General features: G+C 57.2%; 28 protein-coding genes. 17 read left to right on the top strand and 11 right to left on the bottom strand.

The annotated features are described in order from the left end of the window. Positions 1-1035 carry a DNA polymerase III subunit delta gene (gene holA / locus FZ934_RS16220; protein WP_153271905.1) on the top strand — a complete coding sequence of 345 codons (1035 nt, stop codon included), beginning with the start codon at positions 1-3 and terminating at the stop codon, positions 1033-1035. Between the two features lies 1 nt (position 1036). Here the strand turns inward: holA and FZ934_RS16225 are convergent, their stop codons facing one another. From FZ934_RS16225 to hemE, 8 genes are all read right to left on the bottom strand, one after another. Continuing rightward, on the bottom strand, positions 1037-1921 hold the full coding sequence (locus tag FZ934_RS16225; RefSeq protein ID WP_153271906.1) for a ParB/RepB/Spo0J family partition protein: 885 nt from the start codon (positions 1919-1921) through the stop codon (positions 1037-1039). Positions 1922-1952: 31 nt separating this feature from the next. Next, positions 1953-2747, bottom strand: a complete 795-nt coding sequence (locus tag FZ934_RS16230; RefSeq protein ID WP_153271907.1) for a ParA family protein — start codon at positions 2745-2747, stop codon at positions 1953-1955. Between the two features lie 18 nt (positions 2748-2765). Next, positions 2766-3383, bottom strand: coding sequence for a 16S rRNA (guanine(527)-N(7))-methyltransferase RsmG (rsmG, locus tag FZ934_RS16235; RefSeq protein WP_153271908.1), 618 nt, complete (start codon positions 3381-3383; stop codon positions 2766-2768). 35 nt (positions 3384-3418) lie between these two features. Continuing rightward, positions 3419-5281, bottom strand: a complete 1863-nt coding sequence (gene mnmG / locus FZ934_RS16240) for a tRNA uridine-5-carboxymethylaminomethyl(34) synthesis enzyme MnmG (protein ID WP_153271909.1) — start codon at positions 5279-5281, stop codon at positions 3419-3421. A 108-nt stretch (positions 5282-5389) separates the two neighbouring features. Then, positions 5390-6703: a tRNA uridine-5-carboxymethylaminomethyl(34) synthesis GTPase MnmE gene (mnmE, locus tag FZ934_RS16245; protein WP_153271910.1), complete on the bottom strand. Its 1314-nt coding sequence runs from the start codon at positions 6701-6703 to the stop codon at positions 5390-5392. 115 nt (positions 6704-6818) lie between these two features. Then, complete coding sequence (gene rho, locus FZ934_RS16250; protein WP_113359851.1) at positions 6819-8084, bottom strand: transcription termination factor Rho; 1266 nt, start codon at positions 8082-8084, stop codon at positions 6819-6821. Positions 8085-8269: 185 nt separating this feature from the next. Further along, positions 8270-8806 (bottom strand): protoporphyrinogen oxidase HemJ, encoded by a 537-nt coding sequence (gene hemJ, locus FZ934_RS16255; RefSeq protein WP_153271911.1) that lies wholly within the window; start codon positions 8804-8806, stop codon positions 8270-8272. After that, positions 8806-9819: a uroporphyrinogen decarboxylase gene (hemE, locus tag FZ934_RS16260; protein WP_432443589.1), complete on the bottom strand. Its 1014-nt coding sequence runs from the start codon at positions 9817-9819 to the stop codon at positions 8806-8808. Before hemE ends, hemJ begins: the two co-directional genes overlap by 1 nt. A 426-nt stretch (positions 9820-10245) precedes the next feature. On the opposite strand from hemE, the gene FZ934_RS16265 reads away from it, so the two are divergent. The 5 genes from FZ934_RS16265 to dnaQ are packed head-to-tail and all read left to right on the top strand — an operon-like array spanning position 10246 to position 13864. After that, positions 10246-11067, top strand: coding sequence for a pyruvate, water dikinase regulatory protein (locus FZ934_RS16265; protein WP_153271913.1), 822 nt, complete (start codon positions 10246-10248; stop codon positions 11065-11067). A gap of 30 nt (positions 11068-11097) precedes the next feature. Beyond that, entirely contained in the window at positions 11098-11697 is a 600-nt protein-coding gene (locus FZ934_RS16270; RefSeq protein WP_153271914.1) for a Maf-like protein, read from the top strand. After that, positions 11690-12547, top strand: a complete 858-nt coding sequence (locus tag FZ934_RS16275; protein ID WP_153271916.1) for a shikimate dehydrogenase — start codon at positions 11690-11692, stop codon at positions 12545-12547. The genes FZ934_RS16270 and FZ934_RS16275 overlap by 8 nt, the downstream gene beginning before the upstream one ends. Continuing rightward, positions 12547-13158 (top strand): dephospho-CoA kinase, encoded by a 612-nt coding sequence (gene coaE, locus FZ934_RS16280; protein WP_153271917.1) that lies wholly within the window; start codon positions 12547-12549, stop codon positions 13156-13158. Before FZ934_RS16275 ends, coaE begins: the two co-directional genes overlap by 1 nt. Continuing rightward, positions 13151-13864, top strand: a complete 714-nt coding sequence (dnaQ, locus tag FZ934_RS16285; RefSeq protein ID WP_113359837.1) for a DNA polymerase III subunit epsilon — start codon at positions 13151-13153, stop codon at positions 13862-13864. The genes coaE and dnaQ overlap by 8 nt, the downstream gene beginning before the upstream one ends. 48 nt (positions 13865-13912) lie before the next feature. Here dnaQ and secB read toward each other — a convergent pair whose 3' ends face one another. Continuing rightward, positions 13913-14389, bottom strand: coding sequence for a protein-export chaperone SecB (gene secB / locus FZ934_RS16290; protein ID WP_113359836.1), 477 nt, complete (start codon positions 14387-14389; stop codon positions 13913-13915). An 89-nt stretch (positions 14390-14478) separates the two neighbouring features. Beyond that, positions 14479-14970 (bottom strand): FxsA family protein, encoded by a 492-nt coding sequence (locus FZ934_RS16295; RefSeq protein WP_153271918.1) that lies wholly within the window; start codon positions 14968-14970, stop codon positions 14479-14481. Positions 14971-15097: 127 nt separating this feature from the next. On the opposite strand from FZ934_RS16295, the gene FZ934_RS16300 reads away from it, so the two are divergent. The 5 genes from FZ934_RS16300 (at position 15098) to gyrB (ending at position 20426) form a co-directional block, all read left to right on the top strand. Then, positions 15098-15802, top strand: a complete 705-nt coding sequence (locus tag FZ934_RS16300; RefSeq protein ID WP_153271919.1) for a Tim44/TimA family putative adaptor protein — start codon at positions 15098-15100, stop codon at positions 15800-15802. After that, positions 15795-16916: a murein transglycosylase A gene (gene mltA, locus FZ934_RS16305; protein ID WP_153271920.1), complete on the top strand. Its 1122-nt coding sequence runs from the start codon at positions 15795-15797 to the stop codon at positions 16914-16916. Before FZ934_RS16300 ends, mltA begins: the two co-directional genes overlap by 8 nt. Then, positions 16913-17485: a Smr/MutS family protein gene (locus tag FZ934_RS16310; RefSeq protein WP_153271921.1), complete on the top strand. Its 573-nt coding sequence runs from the start codon at positions 16913-16915 to the stop codon at positions 17483-17485. Before mltA ends, FZ934_RS16310 begins: the two co-directional genes overlap by 4 nt. Next, positions 17482-17859, top strand: a complete 378-nt coding sequence (locus FZ934_RS16315; RefSeq protein ID WP_153271922.1) for a helix-turn-helix domain-containing protein — start codon at positions 17482-17484, stop codon at positions 17857-17859. The genes FZ934_RS16310 and FZ934_RS16315 overlap by 4 nt, the downstream gene beginning before the upstream one ends. Positions 17860-17990: 131 nt before the next feature. Next, entirely contained in the window at positions 17991-20426 is a 2436-nt protein-coding gene (gene gyrB, locus FZ934_RS16320; protein ID WP_153271923.1) for a DNA topoisomerase (ATP-hydrolyzing) subunit B, read from the top strand. Positions 20427-20489: 63 nt separating this feature from the next. Here the strand turns inward: gyrB and FZ934_RS16325 are convergent, their stop codons facing one another. Further along, complete coding sequence (locus FZ934_RS16325; RefSeq protein ID WP_153271924.1) at positions 20490-21083, bottom strand: nitroreductase family protein; 594 nt, start codon at positions 21081-21083, stop codon at positions 20490-20492. A gap of 206 nt (positions 21084-21289) precedes the next feature. Between FZ934_RS16325 and FZ934_RS16330 the strand changes: the two genes are divergently transcribed. The 6 genes from FZ934_RS16330 to FZ934_RS16355 all read left to right on the top strand — a co-directional run bounded on the left by FZ934_RS16330 (position 21290) and on the right by FZ934_RS16355 (position 26843). Beyond that, a complete protein-coding gene (locus FZ934_RS16330; RefSeq protein ID WP_153271925.1) occupies positions 21290-22243 on the top strand; it encodes a glutathione S-transferase family protein in 954 nt (317 codons plus the stop codon). 96 nt (positions 22244-22339) lie between these two features. Next, a complete protein-coding gene (locus tag FZ934_RS16335) occupies positions 22340-23182 on the top strand; it encodes a fumarylacetoacetate hydrolase family protein (protein ID WP_153271926.1) in 843 nt (280 codons plus the stop codon). 204 nt (positions 23183-23386) lie between these two features. Then, positions 23387-24664 carry a polyhydroxyalkanoate depolymerase gene (locus FZ934_RS16340; protein ID WP_153271927.1) on the top strand — a complete coding sequence of 426 codons (1278 nt, stop codon included), beginning with the start codon at positions 23387-23389 and terminating at the stop codon, positions 24662-24664. Between the two features lie 146 nt (positions 24665-24810). Continuing rightward, positions 24811-25245, top strand: coding sequence for a DUF2852 domain-containing protein (locus FZ934_RS16345; RefSeq protein WP_153271928.1), 435 nt, complete (start codon positions 24811-24813; stop codon positions 25243-25245). A gap of 93 nt (positions 25246-25338) precedes the next feature. Beyond that, positions 25339-26100 carry a M48 family metallopeptidase gene (locus FZ934_RS16350; RefSeq protein WP_153271929.1) on the top strand — a complete coding sequence of 254 codons (762 nt, stop codon included), beginning with the start codon at positions 25339-25341 and terminating at the stop codon, positions 26098-26100. A gap of 74 nt (positions 26101-26174) precedes the next feature. Next, positions 26175-26843: a phosphoribosylanthranilate isomerase gene (locus FZ934_RS16355; RefSeq protein ID WP_153271930.1), complete on the top strand. Its 669-nt coding sequence runs from the start codon at positions 26175-26177 to the stop codon at positions 26841-26843. Position 26844: the final 1 nt, after the last annotated feature.

The following is a 26844-nucleotide window of genomic DNA, read 5'->3' on the forward strand; positions in this document are numbered from 1 at the left end:
GTGGCGGAAATAAAATCGCATGAGTTTGAGGGTTTCCTCGACAAGTCCGCCCGCAACTACCGCATTTTCGTCATATATGGCCCGGATCGGGGGCTCGTTTCCGAGCGAGCCACCCAGATAGCGGCACGCACCGGCGTCGCACTTGATGATCCGTTTTCTCTGATCAAACTTGATATTGGCGACCTGCAGCGCGATCAGGGACGCCTTCTTGATGAGGCCGGAGCGATCGGCCTTTTCGGTGGTGACAAGCTGATCTGGATTCGCGGCGCTGCAAATGAAAAATACCTGGCCGATTCCCTTCAGACTCTAGCGGCAAACCCTCCGGAAGCAACGCACATCATCGTTGAAGCCAGTGATCTCAAGAAGGGATCGCTGCTTCGGAAGCTTGTCGAGCCGTCTCGACAGATAGCCGTCATTCCCTGCTATGCCGACGATGCACGCGCGCTAAACGCGTTGATAGACCGGGAGATCAGCGAGTCCGGCCTGAGGATTACGCCGGCAGCCCGGCAGGCCCTCATTGAACTGATTGGCGGAGACCGTATCGCCTCTCGCAACGAGGTGAGGAAACTCGTTCTCTATTGCCTCGGTCGCGACCTCATAGAAGAGCACCACGTTACCGATATCATCGGGGATGCGAGCGCTATCTCCGTTGATGACGCAGTCGATGCCATTCTCAGTGGCAATTCAAACGCCTTTCTCCATGCCATGCAAAAAATCATAAGCTCGAAGACGGCCGTTTTTTTGGTCGTCCAGGGGTGCCTACGGCAATTCCAGCTCATGGATTCGATGAGGATCGAGATGGACGAGAAGCGCATCCCGTCCGGACAGGTTATGCAGACGCTCGGAAGACATATCCACTTTCGGCGCAAGCCAATCCTGGAACAAGCACTGAGGACCTGGTCCGCCGAAGCCATCGCCCGCGAAATGAACCGTCTGCAATCAGCAATCCTGCAGACGCGGATGCGGGCATCGTTGGAAGATACGATCGCGCTTCAGACGCTGCTGTCAACGACGCTGCAATCCGCGCGCCGCTGACTTAACGCCGCTCCAGAAGCCGGCATATCTCCTCAAGCTGCTCCAGCGACTTATAGGAAATACGAACCTGCCCGCCACTGGCCTTGTGGTTGATCGTTACATCGAGACCTAAGGCATCCGAAAGCGTCCGCTCGAGAGCGAGCGTGTCGGAATCCTTCTGATCTCGCTGCTGCGCGGCCAGCTTCGGTTCTGACTGAGCCTTGATGGCGTTCTGCGCCAATCGCTCGGCGTCACGCACCGACATCCCCTTGGAAACGATCGTACGTGCGAGGCTTGACGGATCGGAGGTGGAGACGAGGGCACGGGCATGGCCGGCGGAAAGGCTGCCGGCAGCCAACATGTCGCGCACAGGGTCAGGAAGCTTAAGCAGACGAAGTGAATTCGCCACATGACTTCTGCTCTTGCCGATAATCTCACCGAGATCATTCTGCGTGTAGCCATACTCGGCGATCAACTGTTCGTATCCAAGCGCCTCTTCCAGCGCATTGAGATCGGAACGTTGAACGTTCTCGACAATTGCTATCTCTAGCGCAGTCTTGTCGTCAACGTCCCTTACGATAACGGGGATCTCGATGAGGCCTGCCAACTGAGCGGCTCGCCAACGTCTTTCGCCGGCTATTATTTCGTATCGCTCCGCGGACAACGTACGCACGACGACGGGCTGCACGATACCATGTTGACGGATGGAGCTCGCCAGATCATGCAGCTCGGAATCGTCGAAGAAACGACGCGGGTTCCGAGGGTTCCTGCTAATAAACTCGATAGGAACCAAACGATCGGCGCTAACCGAAGGACGTGCAGCCTCTGCTGGAACCGGCTGATCCATCTCACCGATCAACGCAGCCAAACCGCGTCCAAGCCGTCTTTTCGAAACATCATCGTTCATCACAGTCACTCGCCACTAACGTTGGTATTGTCTACGCCGCCAGACGTTGACGCTCGCGTTGGATAACTTCCGAGGCGAGCTGCAGATAGGCCTGGCTTCCAGCGCACTTGAGATCGTAAAGGATGGCCGGCTTACCGTAAGAAGGCGCTTCCGACACCCGAACGTTCCGGGGAATTAACGTATGATAAACCTTTTCGCCGAGGTGCGTCCGAACATCCGTCACGACCTGCTGCGCCAGATTGTTTCTTGAATCGAACATCGTCAGAACAATACCCTGGATATCAAGATGCGGATTGACGGTCTTGCGAACCTGATCAACCGTCTCCAACAACTGGCTCAGACCTTCCAATGCGAAGAATTCGCACTGAAGCGGCACAAGCACCGAGTGGGCCGCCGCCATCGCGTTCATCGTCAACAGGTTGAACGAGGGAGGGCAGTCGACGAGGATGTACGAGAACCGAAATGCATCCTCGGACGCCAGCGCCTTCTTCAGCTTGAAGACACGGTCGCTCTGCTGGCTTATCTCCATCTCGACGCCAAGCAGGTCCATCGTCGACGGCACGATGAAGAGATTTGGTACAGCCGTCTCCTGCGCAACCTCAAGAATGCTATTGTCGCCCAATAGCAGATCGTAGGACGACAGGCGGCGATGCTTTCTGTCGATCCCCAAACCGGTGCTGGCATTGCCCTGAGGATCGAGATCAACGATCAGGACGCGCTCACCAATAGCAGCGAGCGCCGTGGCGAGGTTGATGGCGGTCGTTGTTTTGCCGACGCCACCCTTCTGGTTTGCAATCGTAATGATGCGATTTCGTTCAGCAACCATGCTCAAGTGCCCGATCTGTTAGCCCAAACGCCGCAGGTTGAATACTTCCAACACCACAGATTCCCGTTCGACGGCGCTATTGTGTTCTAGCAGATCGAATGACCAGCCACTACGGGCTTTCTCAATCTCGGTCCGATAATCCCGGCCTTTATGGAGATATGACCGCAAGTCAGAGTTCTCTAAGGACCACGGCTCAATATAGCCGAACAAGCCATCCAGATCCGCGAGCGCCCTGGCTGATACAAGATCTGCAGTCGGAACAATGGTTGGAGCCTCCTCGATCCGCACCGGATGAACCGATCCGCGGGCGCTCGTCTCCCTCAGAGCAGTTCTCAGGAACGCAGCTTTCTTGTTGTTGCTCTCGACCAGATTGACCCACCCATCACCGATCTCGGCCAGAAAAATCGCGGTGACGATACCCGGAAAACCCCCACCGCTGCCGAGATCAAGCCAGGTCCCGGGGTTCGACTGCATCTGAAAAATTTGAGCGCTGTCCGCTATGTGCCTGCTCCAAATATCGCTTATCGTGGAGGGAGCGGTAAGATTGATCGCCTTCGCCCAGCGCTGAAACAACGCGGCAAAATGCTCCAACCGTTCCTGTGTTTCACGTGAAACACGCCGACCGTTCAAATTCATATCCGGACTCTCAAATAGTGTATTGGAGCGATCGTCTAAGCCGCATTCTCGGCTCGACGGAGGTGAATGAGCAGTAAGGAAATAGCTGCCGGTGTCATCCCATCAACGCGGGTCGCCTGCGCCACGTCATATGGTCTCGACGTCTTGAGCTTATGCTTAAGCTCGTTCGAAAGCCCAGACAAACCATCAAAATCGAAATCTGAAGGAATAATCCTGTCCTCATCGCGCTTGATGTGTTGAATGTCAGCAGACTGGCGCTCCATATAGACGGCGTAACTCGCCTCGATCTCCAACGCCTCGCCAACTGGCCGCTCAATCTCATTCAGCGATGGCCAGATTGATGAGAGGACAGAGAGCGAAAAATCTGGATACGCCAGCAATTCGTACGCCGTCCGGCGCTGGCCATCCAGGTTAAGCTTCAGGCCGGCACGCCGTGCTTCATTTGGTGTAACGGCCAACGACTTCAATTCGTCCCGCACTGCCGATAATTTCCCCTCATAGCGTGAAAAGCGCTCGGCCCGTTCCTGAGAGGCTAGGCCGACCTTGATCGCCAATGGAGTAAGCCTCACATCTGCGTTGTCGGCTCGCAGCGACAACCGGTATTCGGCGCGAGAGGTAAACATGCGATAGGGCTCAGCAACGCCACGTGAGGTAAGATCGTCGATCATAACGCCGATATAGGAATCTGTTCGGCTGAACCGGATCGCTTCCTGATTTCCGGCTAGTCTCGCCGCATTCAGTCCGGCGACCAGGCCCTGAGCTGCCGCTTCCTCGTAACCCGTCGTACCATTGATCTGTCCCGCCAGGAACAGGCCATTCATTTTTTTGACTTCGAGCGATGGCTTGAGTTCGCGCGGATCAACATGGTCATACTCGATCGCGTAACCCGGCTGTAGAATTTCAACACCTTCGAGCCCAGGGACCGTTCGGATAAAGGCGTCCTGCACCTCGGCGGGGAGGGAGGTCGATATGCCGTTCGGATAGACAGTGTCGTCATCCAAACCCTCCGGCTCGAGGAAAATCTGGTGGCCATCGCGCTCGCCGAACTTCACGAGTTTATCCTCGATCGAGGGGCAATAGCGAGGTCCAACGCCTTCGATCTGCCCAGAATACATCGCGGAGCGCTTCAAATTGTTGACGATAATGCGATGGGTCGCTTCGGTAGTACGGGTCACACCGCATTCGATCTGAGGATTTGTGATTCGATCGGTCATGAAAGAGAACGGCACAGCGTCCTCGTCCGCACCCTGACGCCCAACGGAGGCCCAGTCGATCGTCTTGCCATTCAACCGCGCCGGCGTTCCTGTCTTAAGGCGACCGAGCCGCAGACCGAGACCGAGCAACGTCTGCGACAAGCCCAAACTCGGCTCCTCTCCCACGCGACCTGCAGGGATCTTCTTGTCCCCAATATGGATCAAGCCCCGAAGGAAGGTGCCTGTTGTTAGGACGACGGCGCCACAGGACAGAATCCGGCTATCTTTCATAACCACAGCAGCGACGCGTTCACCGCGTATCTCGACGTCATAGGCATCACCCTCAACAATCGTCAGGTTCGGGATCGATTCGATCGCCGCAAGCATCGCCAAACGATAGAGTTTACGATCCGCCTGCGTCCGAGGGCCCCGAACCGCGGGGCCTTTTTTCCGGTTGAGCATACGGAACTGAATGCCGCCGAGATCGGCAACTCGGCCCATCAAGCCATCGAGTGCGTCCACCTCGCGAACAAGATGCCCCTTGCCGAGGCCACCAATTGCGGGATTACAGGACATCACGCCAATCGTATCTCTTCGGTGAGTGACGAGAGCTGTCCTTGCTCCCAGGCGTGCAGAAGCGGCCGCAGCTTCGCAGCCAGCATGTCCGCCACCAATGACGATGACATCAAACGGGGACGTGGTCATTTTAAAACTCCTGAGATGGCCTCGGTGATGAGGGATGTATTCTCGCGAGTCAAGACGTTTCACGTGAAACGTCAAACTTTAAACACGGCGCGATGTGTTTCACGTGAATCATTTGCCGATGCAGAACTCTCCGAAGATTACGTCAAGAAGGTTTTCGACATCAACGTGACCAGTGACGCGGCCTAATGCATCCGAAGCCACTCTCAAATCCTCGGCGCGGAGGTCGAGCGGTTTTTCGGAATCCAGTAATGCCGTTCGTATTGCCCTCACACATTGCGTAAGCGAATCTTTATGCCGTCTACGATTCGGAATCGCCAGTGACTGAACATGCACCTTGGATAAAAGCGCAGTCGTGATCAACTGTCTCAGCTCCGGCAGGCCTTCACCGGTCTCAACAGAGATGATCACGTCGTAGGTCCCTTGGCTTCCGGGTTGCAGATCTCCCTTTGTTCCGACACGCAGCGCGCCGGCGGGAACATCATGGGCCTGCGCAACGACCGAGCGATCTTCGAGGTAGAGCACAAGATCGGCTCTGGCGATCTCTTGACGGGCGCGTCTTATGCCCTCGCGTTCAACCACCTCTTCGGTATGCCGCAGACCAGCGGTGTCCGAGAGCCGCACGAGATATCCATCGATATTCAGATCTGTACTCAGGACGTCGCGCGTCGTGCCGGCAATGTCAGTAACGATCGCGACGTCACGCCGGACGAGTGCATTCATCAGGCTCGACTTGCCGGCGTTCGGTTCCCCCGCAATCACCACCTTGAAGCCGTCGCGAATGATCTCACCCGCATCCGCGTCGCGCAGATGTTGGTCGAGTTCAGTTGAGAGCAACTCCATGTCGTCCCAAACCTGATCGGAAACCGATCCTGGAACATCGTCCTCGTCCGCGAAATCCAGCTCCGCCTCGATCAGCGCGCGTCCGCGGGTAAGCCGGCTGGCCCAAGCGCTATAGAGGGCAGACAATCCGCCATTGCTATGCTCTACCGCCAGCCGACGTTGCATCTCCGTCTCCGCCGAAATGAGGTCCGCCAGCCCCTCGACCTCTACGAGGTCCATTCGACCATTATCAAAGGCTCGCCTTGAGAATTCCCCAGCCAACGCCTGTCGCGTATGGGGAAACGTGTTCAGTTCCCGACAAAGCGCATCGACGACTGCGCGCCCACCATGGAGCTGGAATTCGACGACATCCTCGCCGGTAAACGAGGCCGGCCCTGGAAAAAACACTACGAGGCCGGAATCAATTGCGAGATCGTTACGAGTCCGAATCGTCCGCAGCATCGCTCGCCTTGGGGTAGGCAGGACACCCACTAGTCCGATCGTCAATTCTCGGACGGTTGGACCACTTACTCGCACCACGGCAACGCCGGCCGGGACGGACCCGCTGGCCAGCGCATAGATCGTATCATTGTGTTCAGCCATGGATGCACCTGTTCGGTTCGATACCGAATCAATCGCCGCCATCAAGTATGGCGGTGTAGAAATAGAAAAGCCGACCACTCGCGTGGCCGGCTTTACCGATCGAATCCGGCTAATGTTAGGTATTCATCGACTCGAAGAAATCGCCGTTGTTTTTCGTCTGCTTCAGCTTGTCGATCAGGAACTCGATTGCATCGGTCGTGCCCATCGGTGCCAGGATGCGTCGCAGCACGAAGATCTTCTGGAGATCCTGCCGCGGAACCAGCAAGTCCTCCTTACGCGTGCCGGACTTGAGGATGTCCATCGCGGGGAAGATGCGCTTGTCGGCGACCTTACGATCGAGCACTATTTCGGAGTTACCGGTGCCCTTGAACTCTTCAAAGATCACTTCATCCATGCGGCTGCCGGTGTCGATCAGCGCCGTTGCGATGATCGTCAACGAACCGCCTTCTTCGATGTTACGCGCCGCGCCGAAGAAGCGCTTGGGACGCTGCAAAGCGTTCGCGTCGACACCACCGGTCAATACCTTACCGGAGGAGGGGATAACAGTGTTATAGGCGCGGCCGAGGCGTGTGATCGAATCCAGCAGGATGACAACGTCGCGCCCATGTTCCACGAGACGCTTTGCCTTTTCGATCACCATTTCGGCGACCTGGACGTGGCGAACTGCGGGCTCGTCGAACGTCGAGGAAATAACTTCGCCACGAACGGACCGCTGCATATCGGTCACTTCCTCGGGACGTTCGTCGATCAGAAGGACGATCAGATAGCACTCCGGATGGTTTGCGGTGATCGAGTGCGCGATATTCTGCAACAGAACCGTCTTACCGGTACGTGGCGGCGCCACGATCAATCCGCGCTGACCTTTACCCAGTGGCGCGACAAGATCGATGACGCGCGGCGAAAGGTCTTTTGACGTCGGAACGTCGAGTTCCATCTTGAAACGTTCGTTCGGATAGAGCGGCGTCAGATTATCGAAGTGAACCTTGTGACGGATCTTTTCAGGATCGTCGAAGTTGATCGTATTGACCTTCAGCAGCGCAAAATAACGCTCGCCTTCCTTCGGTCCCCGGATCGGACCTTCGACGGTATCGCCCGTCTTCAACGAGAAACGACGGATCTGCGATGGGGAGATGTAGATGTCGTCAGGACCGGGGAGATAGTTCGCGTTGGCCGAGCGCAGGAACCCGAAACCATCCTGGAGCACTTCGACGACACCTTCGCCGATGATTTCCACATCCTGGCTCGCCAGAACCTTGAGTATCGCAAACATCAATTCCTGCTTGCGCATTGTGCTCGCGTTTTCGACTTCAAGTGATTCGGCGAACGCCAACAAATCTGTCGGGGATTTACTCTTAAGTTCCTGAAGCTTCATTTCAGCCATGAAGTGACCAATACTCTATATTTTCAAGGGAGAAGGCGATGTCGAAGGCAGTAATCGGCTCTGCGATAAAGCTCGCAGGCGATTGAACTTTACATACACGCCACAAGGATGAGGTGACGGGAAAATAGCTGCTAAGGTGCCTCGCCGCAAGGGGGCTGCTTAAAATGAAATAAATTTAACCGGGGTCAGAACGGCTTCACGACGACAAGGATAACGATCGCGATCATGAGGAGCGTCGGCGCTTCGTTCATGAACCGCCAGTAGCGGGCCGAGTGACGGTTCTCGTCGCGCGCAAAGGCTTTCACGGCGCGGCTGAAGAAGACGTGCACGACTGTCATGAGGACGACAAGCCCGATCTTTGCGTGCAGCCAACCGCCCTGAAAATCGTAAACGGACCAGGCGAGGTAAAGGCCAAGAATCCAGCTGATCATCATCGCCGGATTCATGATCACTTTCAAAAGCCTCTGCTCCATGACCTTGAATGTCTCCGACTGCACCGAGCCCGGCTCCGCGTCGGTATGGTAGATGAACAGCCGCGGCATATAGAACAGCCCCGCCATCCAGGAGATCACGGCGATAACGTGAAGCGCTTTGATCCAGAGATAGAGGGTATCCGGGTTCCAGGCGAATAGCCCGACGGCAAGCACGACGAAAAAGAGAATGGCGAAATCGGCACGCCTGCGTGCATAGGTACCCGGCCTCTCATCGGTCTGGCGTTCCATCAGAGGCCCTTTCCGCCCCGCACCCGCTCAACGAGCAGCCGGACGTTCTCGGGATCCGCCTGTGGGGTAATTCCATGCCCGAGATTGAAGATCAGCGGGCCGTTGCCGAGAGACTGAAGAATGCGATCGATTCCTTCGGTCAGAGAAGCGCCGCCGGCGACAACACGCATCGGGTCGAGGTTTCCCTGTATCGGCCCCTCTTTTTGCAGTTCAGCGGCGAAATCGAGCGGGACAGACCAATCGAGCCCGATCGCGTCCGCATTCGTCGCCTGCCGATAATTCTTCAGCAGATAGCCAGCCCCCTTCGCAAACGCGATGACACGGGCTTTCGGTCGCCGGGACTTGATCGAGGCGATCATGCGGGCGACCGGCCGGACAGCGAATGCCTCGAATTCATGCTCACCGAGGACACCAGCCCAGGAATCGAAAATCTGCACGGCGTCGGCGCCGGCATCGATCTGCGCAACCAGATAGTCGGCCGAGATTTCGGCAAGGACCATCAGCAGCTTCTCGAACGCTTTCGGATTCCGATAGGCGAAGAGCCGGGCAGGTGCCTGATCGGGTGTCCCATGTCCAGCGATCATATAGGTCGCCACGGTCCACGGAGCTCCGCAGAAACCGAGCAAGGTCGTCTCGCCCGGCAGTTCGTCTCTCAGTCGGCGAACCGTTTCCAGAACCGGCTTCAGATAGTCGATAACATTGGTCGGATCGAGTGCGTCGATCCCCGCGACATCGATCGGATCCATCTCAGGACCATGTCCTTCGGTGAACCGCACGTTGCGCTTCATTGCATCGGGAATGACGAGGATGTCCGAGAAGAGGATCGCTGCATCGAAGCCATATCGACGAATGGGCTGAAGTGTCACTTCGACCGCATGATCAGGCGAATAACAGAGATCCAGGAAGCTTCCTGCTTGTGCCCGCGTCTGACGATATTCCGGAAGGTATCGTCCCGCCTGACGCATCAGCCAGATCGGAGGCGGAGCCAGAGTCTCTCCCTCTAGAACCCGCATTATTCTCCGCTGCATCTCGCTCAAGCTCATCTTCCCTATAAAAAATACAAAGATATTTAAAAGGTTTCTATTTCTTAGAGTCGGTGACTATCAAGGATTAAAATCCATCCACGACCGATACGAATTGTCACGCGTCGACGGATTTATCCGGCAATTGAATCCATGCGTCTCGAAGATATCGGGGAGTGATCCGGAAAATTTCATATTTACAGAGAGATAGCGCCACGCCTGAGCCGACCGTATCTGTGGAAAAGCTGTGCACAGCATCGGACATCTGTTCTTCTTCCACAGCATCCACAGCCGGCCGAAAACGCCCTGCCGAAAATTCGAAATGTGGAAAACTAGGCATGTTTTCCCTTGCCTTACCGACCCGCCGGCCCTTACCTCTCAGTCATCCAGTCTTTTCAACAGGTAGCGGAAAATATCGTGGAGAACAGGCCGAACTTCTTCCATCTCCATCTGATTTCTGACTCAACGGGGGAGACTCTGATATCGGCCGGCCGGGCTGCCTCAGCTCAGTTCAAGTCGGCCCAGCCGATCGAGCATGTCTATCCGTTGATCCGCAACCGCAAGCAGTTGCTGACCGTACTCCAGGCTATCGACAAGGAGCCCGGCATCGTTCTCTACACGATCGTCGATCGCGAACTCGCGACGTTGGTCGATGAGCGATGTGTCGAGATGGGCGTCGCATCGGTCAATGTTCTCGAGCCTGTCCTCAATGCCTTCCAGATCTATCTTGGCGCTCCATCGCGCCGGCGGGTCGGTGCACAGCATGTGATGAACGCCGGATACTTCGCGCGCATCGAAGCGCTGAACTTCACGATGGATCACGATGATGGACAGATGCCGGACGACTATAATGAGGCGGATGTCGTCATCATTGGCATCAGTCGCACATCGAAGACACCGACCAGCATCTATCTGGCGAACCGCGGCATCAAGACGGCGAACATACCGATCGTCAGTGGTGTACCATTGCCTGAGAGCCTGCTGGCGGCGTCGAGACCTTTAATTGTCTGCCTCATCGCAACGACCGACCGGATTTCTCAGGTCCGAGAAAATCGCGTGCTTGGTGCGACCTCCGGATTTGACCGAGGCGACTATACCGACCGCGCGGCGATCTCCGAGGAACTGAAATATGCGCGTTCCATTTGTGCAAGACACAATTGGCCGATGATCGATGTGACCAGGCGGTCGATCGAGGAGACGGCAGCAGCAATCGTTGCCCTCCGGCCAAAGCTACGCTAAGCGCAAAGCAGCTATCTGCATCGAGGTTCTATGACGTCTCAGCTCATTCTCGCATCCTCCAGCCCTTTCCGCCGCATGCTCATGCAGAATGCCGGACTGACATTCGACGCGCATGCCGCCGATATTGATGAGCGGGCGATCGAACAGCCGCTGGAAGAAGGCGGCGCCACGCCTGATGAGGTGGCACTCGAGCTCGCCAAGGCGAAGGCAAAAGAGGTCAGCGATCGCTTTCCCAAAGCACTCGTGATTGGCTCCGACCAGACAATGTCCCTCGGTAAGCGAACATTTCACAAGCCTAGGGACATGGCGGCTGCAGCCGATCATCTCACGTCCTTGTCGGGGAAAACCCACCGCCTCAATAGCGCCATCGCGCTTGCCTATGCGGGCGAGGTCATATGGGAACACATCTCGACTGCTGACCTTACAATGCGTCCGCTGAGTTCGGACTTTATTGCAAGACATCTCGAGCGCGTCGGTGTGAAGGCTCTGTCGAGTGTCGGCGCCTACCAGCTCGAAGGGGAGGGGTTGCAACTCTTCTCCCGCGTGGACGGCGATTACTTCACGATTGTCGGCTTGCCGATGTTACCGCTTTTGAAAGAACTGAGATCTCGTGGTGCTATTGATGGATGATTCACGTGAAACAATCGGCCCTCAGGCCTTCGTGACGGGATTTCCCGTCAAGCATTCGCGATCACCCCTCATTCACGGCTACTGGCTGAATACCCTCAAACTGCCGGGAAACTATGGCGCGCGGGAAATCGCGCCTGCTGACTTCGGGCAGTTTGTCCAGTCGATGAAAGCGGGAGAGGAGCCTTACGTCGGAGGAAACGTCACAATTCCGCATAAGGAAATGGCGTTCCAGCTCGCGGACGAACCGGATGAACTTTCGAAAGAGCTCGGCGCGGCAAATACACTTTGGCTCGAAGACCGCAAGTTGAAGGCGACAAACACGGACGGTCGGGGATTCACCGCCAACCTCGATGAGCGCCATCCCGGCTGGGACAACGCAGAGGTAGCCATTGTCTTCGGCGCCGGTGGCGCCAGCCGCGCGATCATTCAGGCAGTTCGTGATCGTGGTTTCAAGGACATCCGCGTCGTCAATCGAACGGTCGACCGTGCCAGGGAGTTGGCGGATCGCTTCGGGTCGGCAGTGACGGCGCATCCGATACAGGCTCTGCGAGAAGTCATGAGCGGCGCCGGTCTGTTCATCAACACCACGTCGCTTGGAATGGATGGGGACGAGGCGCCTCATATCGATTTTTCTCCACTACGAGATGGCGCCGTCGTGACCGACATCGTCTATGTGCCGCTCAAGACGCCGTTCCTGCTTCAGGCACAGAACCAGGGTTTTGCCATCGTCGATGGACTGGGCATGCTCCTGCACCAGGCGGTGCCAGGTTTCGAGAAGTGGTTCGGCAAGCGGCCGGTCGTTGACGAGCATCTGCGTGACCTGATTATCGCGGATATGGAAAGGCATTGATGCTGCGCGTTGGGCTGACCGGTTCCATCGGAATGGGCAAATCGACAATGGCGAAGTTCTTCGCCGACGCCGGCGTGCCCGTGAATGATTCAGATGCAGTCGTCCATCAGCTTTACGCGGGTGAAGCCGCAGCGCTGGTCGATGCCGTTTTTCCCGGTACAATGAAGAATGGCGCTATCGATAGACAGGAACTATCTCGCCAACTCTCTTCGGATCGTGACGGCTTCAACAAGCTCGAGAGCATCATTCACCCGCTTGTCCGGAACCGCGAGCAGAAGTTTATCGAACAGGAACAGGCGAAAGGTGCCGAGATCGTCCTCCTCGATATTCCGCTTCTTTTCGAGACGGGCGCCGAGAAGAGAGTCGATGTCGTCGTTGTTGTTTCATGTGATCCACAGATTCAGCGTCAGCGGGTCCTTGCGCGTCCGAACATGACGGAAGAAAAATTCAACATGATTCTGTCTCGGCAAACGCCGGACGCCATCAAACGCGAACGAGCCGATTACCTCATCGATACGAGTGGGCCCCTGGAAGCCTCTAAGCAAAGAGTTGCCGAGATCGTTGAGGATTTGAAGCGCCGGCTTCGCAGTGGAGAATTTCAGAATGCGTGAGATCATTTTCGATACGGAAACAACCGGCCTGGATAATCGTATCGACCGCGTGATTGAAATTGGCGGAATCGAACTCCTCAATCACTTCCCGACAGGCAGGACACTGCATCTCTATGTGAACCCGGGTGATCAGAAGGTTCACCCTGATGCGCTCGCGGTTCATGGGATTACCGACGACTTTCTCAAGGACAAGCCGCCATTCTCCGCTGTTGTTGATCAGATCCTTGAGTTCTTTGGAGATGGCCGCTGGATCGCGCACAACGCGACCTTCGACATGGGCTTTATCAATGCGGAGCTCGCGCGGTTGGGATTGCCGCCAATTCTGCCGGAACGCGTAACGGATACGCTTTCGCTCGCAAGGCGGAAGAACCCCATGGGTCCGAATTCGCTGGACGCTCTCTGTCGGCGCTACGGTATCGACAACTCTCACCGCACAAAACACGGCGCGCTGCTCGACTCAGAACTGTTGGCGGAAGTCTACATCGAGATGATCGGCGGTCGTCAGGCCGCGCTCGGTCTCGGTATGGCGCAGAGCAACGGCGCGGCATCGAATGACGGCGATTCGGCAGATATCCTCATCGAGATAATCGAAAGGCCGCGGCTGCTGACGTCTCGTCTGAGCCAGGTGGAAGCCGAAGCGCATGATGCGTTGATCGCAAAGCTCGGAACCAAGGGCATCTGGTCCAAGTACGATCGCCCAAACTAAAAAGCCCGGGCTGAGACCCGGGCTTTCGATTTAATCCTACGGAAGATATCAGTTCGTCTGAACCTTGGCGCGGGCCTGTTCTTCGGCGACACGCTGGGCAAACATCTGAGAGAAATCGATTGGGTCGATCATCAGCGGAGGGAAGCCACCATTGCGGGTCACGTCAGCAATGATCTGACGCGCGAACGGGAAGAGCATGCGCGGGCATTCGATGAAAAGAACCGGCAGCATGTGCTCCTGGGGGAAACCGGCAATCCGGAAAACACCGCCATAGACGAGCTCGGCCTGGAAAACGGTCTTGTCGCCATCCTTGGCTTCTGCGCTCAGGGACAGGACGACATCGAAGTCGGTGTCGGAAAGCGGATTGGCATTGACGTTAACTGCGATGTTGATTGCAGGGGCCTTGTCACGAGCTTGCAACGAACGTGGAGCACCGGGATTTTCGAAAGAAAGATCCTTGGTGTACTGGGCAAGGATCGTAAGGCTTGGGCTCGTCGCACCGTTATTGCTGTCTTCGTTGGCCATTGGCTTTTCCTCGAGGGCACTGGATTGAGCCGCATCTATCATTTCGGCGGTTTCCTTACAACCCTGAGGCCAAGCAACTGGTAAGCGCGTCAATCACCTAGATGCTTCGACCACGGTGACTGACCGGAAGGCTCGCGCCGATAGTCTCCCTCGTCGAGGTCGACAACGTTCGCGCCGCTTCGACTGTGCTGCGTTCCGGGTCCCGCCGTAGCCGTACGTCCGACCACGACGAAGCGACCGCTGACATATTGCCAAGCGCGATCACGCACGAAGGGGATGAACAGCAGCAGCGCGATGAGATCGGTAATGAAGCCGGGAATGATCAGTAGGATTGAGGCGATGACAAGCATTGCCGGGCGCAAAAGGTCGCGCCCCGGAACAACCCCGCTTCGTCCCTCGGCCGACATGCGCCTGAGAATGCCAATTCCCTGCTGCCGCAGGATTGCCAGTCCGACAAAAAAGCCCAGGATAACCAGGGCCAGCGTGGCCCAAAGTCCGATTGCTTTGCCGACAACCACAAATCCGGCAATCTCGGCGAGCGGCAGCAAAAGCAGAAAACCTGGCAGCATTGATAGGCGCATATCTCTTTCCGGCGTTCCGGCCGGACTCCTTTAGGGCGATCTGCGGCGCAGACCTATTTGAATCATCTGTATATGCAGACTATATGGGTATAGAAATCAGGGATGTTAACGGCGGTTTCGGTAGGATATGGGTTCAAACGACTTCATCACATTGTTTTTTCTGGTTGCGGCGGTGCTGATTTTCCTTCAGCTGCGTAGCGTGCTCGGTCGCCGCACAGGCAATGAGAAGCCGCCGCGGGATCTTTATACGCCGCGCGATGCGGCCGGCCCCGAAACGCCCGACGGAGGAAAGGTCGTCACCTTGCCGCGTCGCGATCCGGCGGCAGAAGAAGAAGATCGCTTCGCGGCCATCGATACCTTCGCCCCGGCTGGCACACCGCTCAATGATTCGCTGCGCGAGATGAACAAGATCGACGCCTCCTTCAATCCGAAGGAATTCGTCAATGGCGCGCGCATGGCTTACGAGATGATTGTAACCGCCTTCGCCGATGGCGATCGGAAGACCCTCAAGAATCTCCTGTCGCGTGAAGTTTATGATGGCTTCGATACCGCGATTTCCGAGCGCGAAGCGCGGGGAGAGAAGGTAAAGTCCACCTTCGTCGGCATTGAAAAAGCCGATATCAAGAGCGTCGAGGTCAAGGATAGCGAAGCGCAGATAACGATGCGGATCGTTAGCCAGTTGATTTCCGCGACCTACGACAAGGACGATAAGCTGGTCGATGGTGACGCCGAGAACGTCGCCGAGGTCAACGATCTCTGGACCTTTGCGCGCGACACAAGATCGCGTGATCCGAACTGGAAACTGGTGGCGACCGAATCGGAACATGAGTGAAAGTTCGACGAGCTTTACCCTCGAGGAAGTAAGCTTCGAAGCACTGAAGGGCTGGCGGGACGACGATCCTTCCAGCCTTTTTGCAGCTATGGAGAACTGTTGCCGCTATATAGCGGAGGTCAAACCATATCGAACCGGCTCGCTTGGCCTGACATCCGACGATCTCTTGGGCCTTCGCGCCGCAATCATGGATGCCAAACAGGGTTCGGCCTCCGAGGCGCGGACTTTCTTCGAGCAGAACTTCCGGCCTTCCCTGGTGAGGCGGAGCGACGGCAAGTGCGGTTTCGTGACCGCCTTCTACGAGCCAGAAGTAGCTGTTTCCGATCATCCGGACGAAGAATATCGCTTTCCCTTCTACCGTCGCCCCGATGATCTCGTCGATGTGGACGATTCGAACCGGCCAGCCACGCTCGATCCGAGCTATACGTTCGGCCTGTTGTCCGGCGGGGTAATCAGTCCTTATTCTGACCGCAAGGCAATCGATCAGGGCGCGCTCGAAGGCAAGTCACTTGAAATTGCCTGGGCGAAATCAAAGGCCGATGTCTTCTTCACGCACGTCCAGGGATCGGCGAGGCTTCGTTACCCTGACGGACGGCGCGGTCGAATAACCTACGCAGCAAAAGCCGGGCATCCGTTTTCCGCTATTGGCAAGTTGCTGATCGAACGCGGTGAGATCGAGCCTTCCCAAATCTCGATGCAGTCCATCAGAGCCTGGCTGGCTGTGCATCCCGACCAGATGGATGAGGTGCTGTGGCACAATCGATCATATATTTTCTTCCGTGAGGTGCCGTTCGGAGATGCAAACGAGGGGCCGATCGCTGCCGCCAAGGTGCCGCTTGTGGCCGGCAGATCGCTGGCGGTGGATCGAAATATCCACACGTTCGGCTTCCCGTTCTTCATCCGGTCGGAGAGCCTTCGCCATCTGGACGACGGCAAACCGTTTGGACGCCTGATGCTCGCTCTGGATACGGGATCGGCAATCGTCGGCCCGGCGCGTGGAGATATCTTCACAGGCTCGGGTGAAGTTGCCGGTGAACTCGCAGGCACGGTGCGCCACGATGCGGACTTCTTCATCCTGATCCCGGCGAAAGCCACCGCGAGGTTCGTCGGATGACGAAGGACCGCAAACTGAGCACCGACGAAAGGATCCTGTGGGGCAAGGTTGCCCGAAGCATCCGCCCCATCCAGGGCATGGCAGGCGCTCGGGATGAATTGGATGCGCTGCTGAATGAAGCGCAGCAACAAGCCTCGACCGAGAAACGCGATGGCGCCGATCCTCGTTCGGCAGGCTCAGGCTCTCAGCAGACTACCGAAGCGGCGAAAAAGGCGTCCTCAGGCATCCATTACCCGCTTGAGCGTCCGGTAAAGCGCAAGATTGCAAACGGGCGTGTGGCTCTTGAGGCTCGCATCGACCTTCACGGGTTGGTTCAAAGCGAAGCTCACCTCATCCTTCTCGATTTTCTGATCCGGGCACACACGCGAGGTATGCGACATGTGCTGGTCATCACCGGCAAGGGCAGCTCGCTCGGGAGCGACGGGGCATTGCGGCGTGCGGTCCCCCTTTGGTTTTCCAAACCGGAGTTTCGCTACCTCATCTCGTCGTACGAAGCGGCAGCCCGACATCATGGAGGAGAGGGGGCGTTGTATATCAGGCTAGCGCGCCGCCCCGGAGAGGCATCATGACGCCCTTTGGGGAAGCTGTCCGGCGCCTGCGGTTGCGGAAGGGTGTTTCGCAAAAACAGATGGCTGCAGCCCTCAATCTTTCGCCGGCTTACCTTTCGGCGTTGGAGCATGGGAAGCGGGGATTGCCGACATTCGACTTGCTGCAGCGCATTGCCGGCTATTTCAACATCATCTGGGATGAAGCCGAAGAATTGTTTCTTCTTGCCCGGTTCTCCGACCCCAAGGTGGTCATCGATACGTCGGGTTTATCGGCTGAACACACGGCCTTCGCGAACCGCCTGGCGCTCTGCATTCGCGATATTGACGAGCCACTGTTGACAAAACTGACCGAGCTTTTGGAAATTGCCGAAAAAGCGCACGGAAAACGGTCATAATCCCCTGATTTATGCGCTCTGAAAACATGGCAGCATTGGGAACTCAGCCCAAAAATCCTATATTCTGATCTGAATAAGGCCGGTGATTCGCAAGGGCATCAGGCTTTGGTAACAGGGAAATTCTCGACAATATGACCGATACCTCCGCGACGGAAAACGGCGTCAGCACTGAATATGGCGCAGACTCCATCAAAGTCCTCAAGGGACTGGATGCCGTGCGCAAACGCCCGGGTATGTATATCGGCGATACGGATGACGGTTCGGGCCTGCATCACATGGTCTACGAAGTCGTGGACAACGCGATCGACGAAGCGCTCGCGGGACATGCTGACATCGTCACGGTCACGCTGAATCCCGACGGATCGGTAACTGTAACGGACAACGGCCGTGGCATCCCGACGGATATTCACAGCGGCGAAGGCGTATCGGCGGCTGAAGTCATCATGACGCAACTGCACGCCGGCGGTAAATTCGACCAGAATTCCTACAAGGTTTCCGGTGGTCTGCACGGCGTCGGTGTGTCTGTTGTCAACGCGCTTTCCGTATGGCTGAAGCTCAAGATCCGCCGTCAAGGCAAGATCCACGAAATGAGCTTCACGCATGGCGTTGCGGATGCGCCGCTGAAGGTCATTGGCGAAGCTGGCGACGAGACGGGCACCGAAGTCAGCTTCATGCCGAGCAGCGAAACCTTCACGATGACGGAGTTCGATTATGGAACGCTCGAGCATCGTCTGCGCGAACTCGCCTTCCTGAATTCCGGCGTTCGCATTCGTTTGACCGACAAGCGGCATTCGGATGTTCGCCAGGAAGAGATGCTCTATGACGGCGGTCTCGAGGCCTTCGTGACCTATCTCGATCGTGCGAAAAAGCCGCTGGTTGAAAAGCCGATTGCGATCCACGGCGAGAAGGACGGTATCACCGTCGAAGTGGCGATGTGGTGGAACGACAGCTACCACGAAAACGTCCTCTGCTTCACCAACAACATTCCGCAGCGCGACGGTGGCACGCATATGGCTGGCTTCCGCGCAGCCTTGACGCGCCAGATCACCTCTTACGCTGACACGTCGGGGATCACGAAGAGGGAAAAGGTAACGCTCGCCCCGGACGACTGCCGCGAAGGTCTGACGGCCGTTCTGTCGGTGAAGGTACCCGATCCGAAGTTCTCGTCGCAGACGAAGGACAAGCTGGTGTCGTCGGAAGTGCGACCGGTCGTCGAGCGTCTCGTCAACGAGGCGCTTGGAACATGGCTGGAAGAGCATCCCGCCGAGGCAAAAGTGCTGGTCGGCAAGGTTGCCGAAGCTGCAGCCGCCCGTGAAGCAGCACGCAAGGCGCGCGAACTGACGCGCCGCAAGGGAGCGCTCGATATCGCATCACTCCCCGGCAAGCTTGCGGATTGCTCGGAGCGTGATCCCGCAAAGTCTGAAGTTTTTCTCGTCGAGGGTGACTCGGCAGGCGGTTCGGCCAAGCAGGGGCGTTCGCGCGAAAATCAGGCCATCCTGCCGCTCCGCGGTAAGATCCTGAACGTTGAGCGCGCTCGTTTCGACAAGATGCTGTCGAGCCAGGAAATCGGCACGCTGATTACCGCGCTCGGGACCGGCATAGGCAAGGATGAGTTCAACGCCGAAAAGCTGCGGTACCACAAGATCATCATCATGACGGACGCTGACGTCGACGGCGCTCATATCCGAACATTGTTGCTGACCTTCTTCTTCCGGCAGATGCCGGAACTGATCGAGCGTGGGCACCTCTATATCGCTCAGCCGCCGCTCTATAAGGTCTCGCGCGGCAAATCGATCCAGTATCTGAAGAACGAGAAGGCACTTGAGGATTACCTGATTGCGCAGGGTCTTGAAGATGCCGCGCTGAAGCTTGGCAGTGGCGAAGTGCGCGTTGGGCAGGATCTCGGTGAAGTGATCGGCGACGCCCTGCGTCTGCGCGCGCTCCTCGACAATCTCCACTCGCGCTATAACCGCGCCGTCGTCGAGCAGGCAGCCATTGCCGGCGCGCTGAATGCCGAAGCGGTCAGCGATCGCGGCCGTGCCGAACAATTGGCCGGTGAAGTCGCCAAGCGGCTTGATCTGATCGCGGAAGAGACTGAGCGTGGGTGGGAAGGCGGCTTGACCAGTGACGGCGGCTTGCGCCTTGAGCGCATGGTGCGTGGCGTCAAGGAAGTCGTTGTGCTGGATATGGCACTTCTCGGTTCGCAGGATGCTCGTCATATCGATCAGCTGTCGGGTCGACTGAAGGAAATCTACCTCACACCGCCCTCGCTGACCCGCCGTGAAGGCAGCCTCGAAATCTCCGGCGCACGAGCTCTGCTTGATGCAATTTTTGCAAGCGGTCGCAAGGGCTTGACGATGCAGCGCTATAAAGGCCTTGGCGAAATGAACGCCGAGCAGCTGTGGGAAACCACGCTCGATCCGAATGTTCGTTCGCTTCTGCAGGTCAAGGTGAATGACGCGACGGATGCAGACGGTCTTTTTGCCCGCCTCATGGGCGACGAAGTGGAGCCGCGCCGCGAGTTCATTCAGGACAACGCCTTGAGCGTTGCAAACCTGGACATCTAAGCGTTCAAGCGCTTCCAAATGAAAACCCCGCACCATCAGGCGCGGGGTTTTTTGTTTCATTATTTAGTCGGCAATGAATTTTCCTCGGAAAGCCACCTCGGCAAGGGGTTTGCGTTGGCTCGGGAATTCGCGCTCCTGATTGCGGGGCGATAGGACGCTCTTGTCTGCAAGTCGTCCAAACGCTATCCCGGCTTCCACGCGGTAGCCCTCCGGGATGGCGAAGGTCCGCTGAATCTCTTCGTGCTTGATGCCGCCCATGCCATGCGCATAGAAGCCGGAGAACTTTGCCTGCAGGGCGAGATAACCCCAGGCCGTGCCGGCATCGAAGGAATGGGTGTAACTTTTCCGTCCTTCGGAGAACTCACCGCTGAAGCCCTTGGAGACGACGAAGATCAGGGCTGACGCGTTCGTTGCCCATTCCTGGTTGGCTTCCACGAGCAAACCGACGAATTTTTCCCAGTCATCCGAGCCCTGTAGCGCGTAAATGAAGCGCCAGGGCTGCTGGTTCGCCGACGAGGGCGCCCAATGCGCCGCGTCGAGAACGGCTAACAATTGCTCCTCGGCGATCACCTCGCCGGTAAACGCCCGCGGCGACCAACGATCGAGGAATATGGGTTCGATAGGATAATGGGATTCGCGATTGTTGCTGTTGGTCATGGCTTTTCCAGGCTGTTGATTGAGGCTTGCTGGCGAGATCGCCGTAGTTTTGGGTGCGGCTCACAGTCTTAGGCGCCTCGCATCGAGCTTGGCAAGCAACTGGTGACTTCCATGATCCGTGCACAGTCTGTTTCAATAAATGTGTCCTCCCGTGCGCGCGAAAGAAAGCTAAGGATTGCCGAAATCGGTAATCTAGGGAGAGCGCCTTGCTCGTAAACGGTAAGTGGACAGAAGACTGGCAACCGGTCCAGGCAAAGGATGAGAAGGGCGGCTTCGTCCGTCAGACTTCAAGTTTCCGCAATTGGGTTACGCCGGATGGCGCCGCAGGCCCGACAGGGGAATCCGGCTTCAGGGCCGAGGCAGGTCGCTATCATCTCTACGTCGCCTACATCTGCCCTTGGGCTTCGCGGACGCTGATCGGCCGAAAGCTGAAGGGGCTGGAATCTGCCATCTCGGTTTCCGTGGTCGAGCCTGCGCTGACAAAGCAAGGCTGGCGGTTCGGCGACTATCCGGGAGCGACGCAAGACCAGATCCAAGGTGCCACCTACATGCACCAGATCTACACGAGCGCTGCGCCCGGCTTTACCGGCAGGGCGACGGTGCCCGTTCTGTGGGACAAGCAGTCGCAGACGATCGTGAACAACGAATCAGCTGACATCCTGCGAATGATGAACGAGGGCTTTGGCGATCTTGCCCATAATCCGATCGATCTCTACCCCGCTGCCCGTCGCGCCGAAATCGACGCCTTCAACGAACGGATTTATCCGAGCCTCAACAATGGGGTCTATCGAGCGGGCTTTGCCACCACGCAGCTCGCCTATGAAGAAGCATTCGCGGGCGTATTTGAGTGCCTCGATTGGGTCGAAAACGAGCTTGGCGATCGGCCGTTCCTGTTTGCTGAACACCCGACAGAAAGCGATATACGCCTCTTTGTAACGCTTGCGCGCTTCGATGTCGCCTATCACGGCCTGTTCAAATGCAACCTGCGCCGCGTTGCCGATTACAGCAAGCTTCGTGCTTTCTGCCGGCGGATGCTGGAGTGGCCGGGTGTCGCGGAGACCGTCAATTTCGATCATATAAAGCGTGGCTACTACTCGATCGAGAGCCTGAATCCGACGAGGATCGTTCCGGTCGGGCCTGATCTGGCCGAGATTTTCTGAAGCAGCGTACCGCTCGGGCAAAAAGCCATAATGACACCCGCGAATATCTCGTTCATAGGTGATCGAAATGTCGGTCTTGCTTAAGGAGGAAATGTCATGAAGCTTATGCGTGTTGGAGAAGCTGGTCGCGAGAAGCCGGCGATACTCGATTCCGACGGCAAGATCCGCGACCTGTCGGCGCATGTTTCGGACATTGGTGGCGACGCGATCTCGCCGGAAGGGCTTGCGAAGATCAAGGCCATCGACCTCCAGAGTCTGCCCGAGCTGTCGCCGGCTCGCATCGGTGCCTGCGTTGCGGGCACCGGAAAATTCATCTGCATCGGCCTCAATTTCTCTGATCATGCCGCTGAAACCGGCGCGACAGTGCCGCCTGAACCCGTCATCTTCATGAAGGCAACGTCGGCAATCGTTGGCCCTAACGACAATGTCCTGATCCCCCGCGGCTCTGAGAAGACCGACTGGGAAGTGGAACTCGGCGTTGTCATCGGTAAAACCGCAAAGTACGTCAGCGAAGCCGACGCGCTCGACTATGTCGCCGGCTACTGCGTGTCCCACGATGTCTCCGAGCGGGCCTTCCAGACGGAACGTGCCGGTCAGTGGACCAAGGGCAAGTCTTGCGACACCTTTGGTCCGATCGGTCCGTGGCTTGTCACCAAGGACGAGATTGCCGATCCGCAGAACCTCGGCATGTGGTTGAAGGTAAACGGCGAAACCATGCAGAACGGCTCGTCGAAGACGATGGTTTACGGCGTTGCGCATGTGGTGTCTTACCTGAGCCAGTTTATGTCCCTGCACCCGGGCGACGTGATTTCGACCGGCACGCCTCCGGGCGTTGGCATGGGCATGAAACCGCCGCGCTTCCTCAAGGCTGGCGATGTCGTGGAGCTCGGTATCGAAGGTCTGGGCACGCAGAAGCAGACCTTCCAGGCGGATCGCTGACAGCCATTCTGTGATCATTAAACATTCAGGCGCACCATCATGCCGGGGTAAATTCCCCGGCATTTCTTATTGCGGTGCGGATGGCAATGTTGCTGCGCAACAAAAACCTGTTAATCTGCGTTGAGGTGCCAGCACGTCGTTGGAAAGAATCCGATGCCTTTCACAGGCTGTCGTCTTCCAGATTAGAGAAAGGTGGCGCATCTCATGTTTTACCAGCTTTATGAATTGAACCATGCTGCATTGGCGCCTTATCGTGCGTTCGCCGATATCATGCGCATGGTCTATGCCAATCCGCTTAATCCGATTTCGCAGACCCCTTGGGGTCGCACGGTGGCCGCTAGCCTCGAAATGTTCGAGCGCACGACGCGTCGCTACGGCAAACCGTCATTCGGCCTGAACGATACCGTGATTGGTGATCGCAAGATCGCCGTGCGGGAAGAGGTCGTGTGGTCGCGTCCCTTTTGCAATCTGCTCCATTTTGCGCGCAATGTTCCAAGCGGCCAGGCGCCAGATCCACGTATCCTCATCGTCGCGCCGATGTCGGGCCACTACGCGACGCTGTTGCGCGGTACCGTCGAAGCGCTCCTCCCAAGCGCCGATATCTATATCACCGACTGGATCGACGCCCGCATGGTGCCGATGACCGAAGGCACGTTCGATTTCGATGACTACGTCGATTATGTCATTGAAATGCTGCGCTTCCTCGGTCCCGACACCCACGTGATCGCCGTCTGTCAGCCCTCCGTGCCGGTCCTTGCCGCCGCTGCCGTCATGGAAGCCGACAATGACCCGTTCTCGCCCTCGTCGATGACGCTGATGGGCGGACCGATCGACACGCGCATCAACCCGACAGCCGTCAACCAGCTCGCCAAGGAGCGCTCCCTTGAGTGGTTTGCGGATAACGTGATCATGAATGTACCTTGGCCGCAGCCGGGCTTCATGCGTCCCGTTTATCCGGGTTTCCTGCAGCTGTCGGGCTTCATGTCGATGAACCTCGATCGGCATGTGATCGCCCACAAGGAATTCTTCATGCACCTCGTGAAGAACGACGGTGAGCCGGCAGAGAAGCACCGCGATTTCTATGACGAGTACCTTGCCGTTATGGATCTGACCGCCGAGTTCTATCTTCAGACGGTCGATCAGGTCTTCATCAAGCATTCGCTGCCGAAGGGCGAGTTGCTCCATCGCGGCAGGCCGGTCGATCCGGCTGCGATCCGCAACGTGGCGCTGCTCACGGTCGAAGGGGAGAACGACGATATATCCGGTGTCGGCCAGACCAAGGCCGCGCAGACAATTTGCGTCAACATTCCCGAAAACATGCGGATGCACTACCTGCAGCCCGATGTCGGACATTACGGTGTCTTCAATGGCTCGCGCTTCCGCCGAGAAATCGCACCGCGCATCGTCAATTTTGTCCGGGAGCACAGCCGGACAGGAAAGCCTGTCGTGAAGCGGGTGATCAAAGGCGGAAAATCAAGCTGATTTAGAATGTTCTGAATTAGTGCCTTCATTTCAAGGCGTTGTCCGATTTGGACTAACATCGCCTTGAAGCTGACCTGGGGTGTAACCACATCGATTCCAGCGTTCGGTATCTTGCCGGACGCGGAAAAATGCGAGGACACCGCACGATGAACCAGTCAGCATTGCTTCGCCCGGATTGGACTCCGGCTACCATTGCCCTGATGATCCTCGGCTTCGTGGTTTTCTGGCCTCTGGGTCTCGCCATGCTTGCCTACATTATTTTCGGGGAGCGCCTGCGTGGTTTCAAGCGCGACGCCAACAGCGCTGCGGATGGATTCTTTGCCGGCTGCCGACGTTCGCATGGTCGCTATCGCCCGCACTTCTCGACGGGTAATGTAGCCTTCGACGATTGGCGCAAGGCCGAACTCGATCGGCTGGAAGAAGAACGCCGCAAGCTTGATGAAATGCGCGAGGAGTTCGATTCCTACATGCGCGAACTGCGCCGCGCCAAGGATCAGGAAGAGTTCGATCGCTTCATGCGCGATCGCAGGAACGCCAAGCGCGACGACAACGGACCGGTCGCAGAATACCAGACCCCGTAACGTCGGCACTGTTCAGCACCGAAACTTCAACCGGCATCATCGATGCCGGCTTTTCTTTGCAAAGAATCCCCGCGAATCATATAGAAAATGTCCATGTTCCCGCTCCTCGCAAAGCCGCGCCGCAGCGCCCGGAAGCCCGCTCCGCCCGAGACCCGGACGCTTGATGTGGCTGGTCGCCTGATGCCGTTGACGATCAAGCAGCACGAGCGGGCAACACGTATTACGTTGCGTATCGAACCCGGCGGTCGCGCTTTGAAGATGACGATCCCAAGCGGGCTGGCGCAGCGCGAGGTGAATGCATTTCTCGACCGCCATCAGGGGTGGCTGCTCACCAAGCTTGCCAAGTTCTCAACGGATTCCGGCCTGCATGACGGCAGCAGCATCCTCTTTCGCGGCGTGTCGCACCGTATTCATCACACGGGCAGCCTTCGCGGATTGACCGAAGCGATTGTTGTCGATGGCAAGCCTGTTCTGAAGGTCAGCGGCATGCCCGAGCATGTCGGACGCCGCATCGCGACCTTCCTTAAAAAGGAGGCGAGGGCGGACCTCGAGCGGCTGGCAGCGCTGCATGCCCGTTCGATCAGCACGCCGATTAGATCGATTTCCATGAAGGACACCCGCAGCCGTTGGGGATCCTGTTCGTCCGAGGGGAATTTGAGCTTCTCCTGGCGCATCGTCATGGCGCCGCCATCCGTCGTCGACTATCTGGCGGCCCATGAGGTAGCCCATCTCAGAGAGATGAACCACGGCCCACGCTTCTGGTCACTTTGCAAGAAGCTCTGCCCCCACATGGACGAAGCAAAGGCCTGGTTGAAGCGCCACGGCAGTCAGCTTCACGCCATTGATTTCGACTGATCAAAGCCTCGCAAAATTCAGCTTTTGTCGCGATTTGGCTCGACTCCAAACGCTTTTCGTGTCACTCCGCTGCCATGAAACCGGATATCAAGATCTGTGGGCTGAGCACGGCTGAAACCATCGATCGCGCCCTTGCGCGCGGTGCGACCCATATCGGCTTCATCTTCTTCGAAAAGAGCCCGCGCTATGTTGAGCCCGATATCGCCGGCAAGCTTGCGGAACCGGCTCGCGGCAAGGCCAAGATCGTTGCTGTCACTGTCAACCCTAGCAATGACGACCTCGATGAGATCGTGGCGCTGTTGAAGCCTGATATTATTCAGTTGCACGGCGACGAGAGCCCGGAGCGCGTTCTGACCATAAAGGCGGTCTACGGCCTGCCGGTCATGAAGGCTTTCTCCGTGCGGACGGCTGACGACCTGAAGCGCGTGGAGGCCTATATCGGCATTGCCGATCGGTTCCTGTTCGACGCCAAGCCTCCGAAGGGATCCGATTTGCCCGGTGGCAACGGTGTTTCCTTCGATTGGAGCCTGTTGTCCTGGCTTGACCACAATGTGGATTACATGCTTTCCGGTGGCTTGAACAAAGCCAACATTGCCGAAGCGCTCGCCATGACCAAGGCACCCGGGATCGATGCGTCCTCCGGTGTCGAAAGCGCGCCGGGCGTCAAGAACGTGGCAATGATCGATGAGTTTTTCGATGCGGTCGAATGGGCCTGTCAGCCTGAAGCGGCCTCAGGGAGTTGAG

It is taken from the genome of Rhizobium grahamii (assembly GCF_009498215.1).
Taxonomy (GTDB): domain Bacteria; phylum Pseudomonadota; class Alphaproteobacteria; order Rhizobiales; family Rhizobiaceae; genus Rhizobium; species Rhizobium grahamii_A.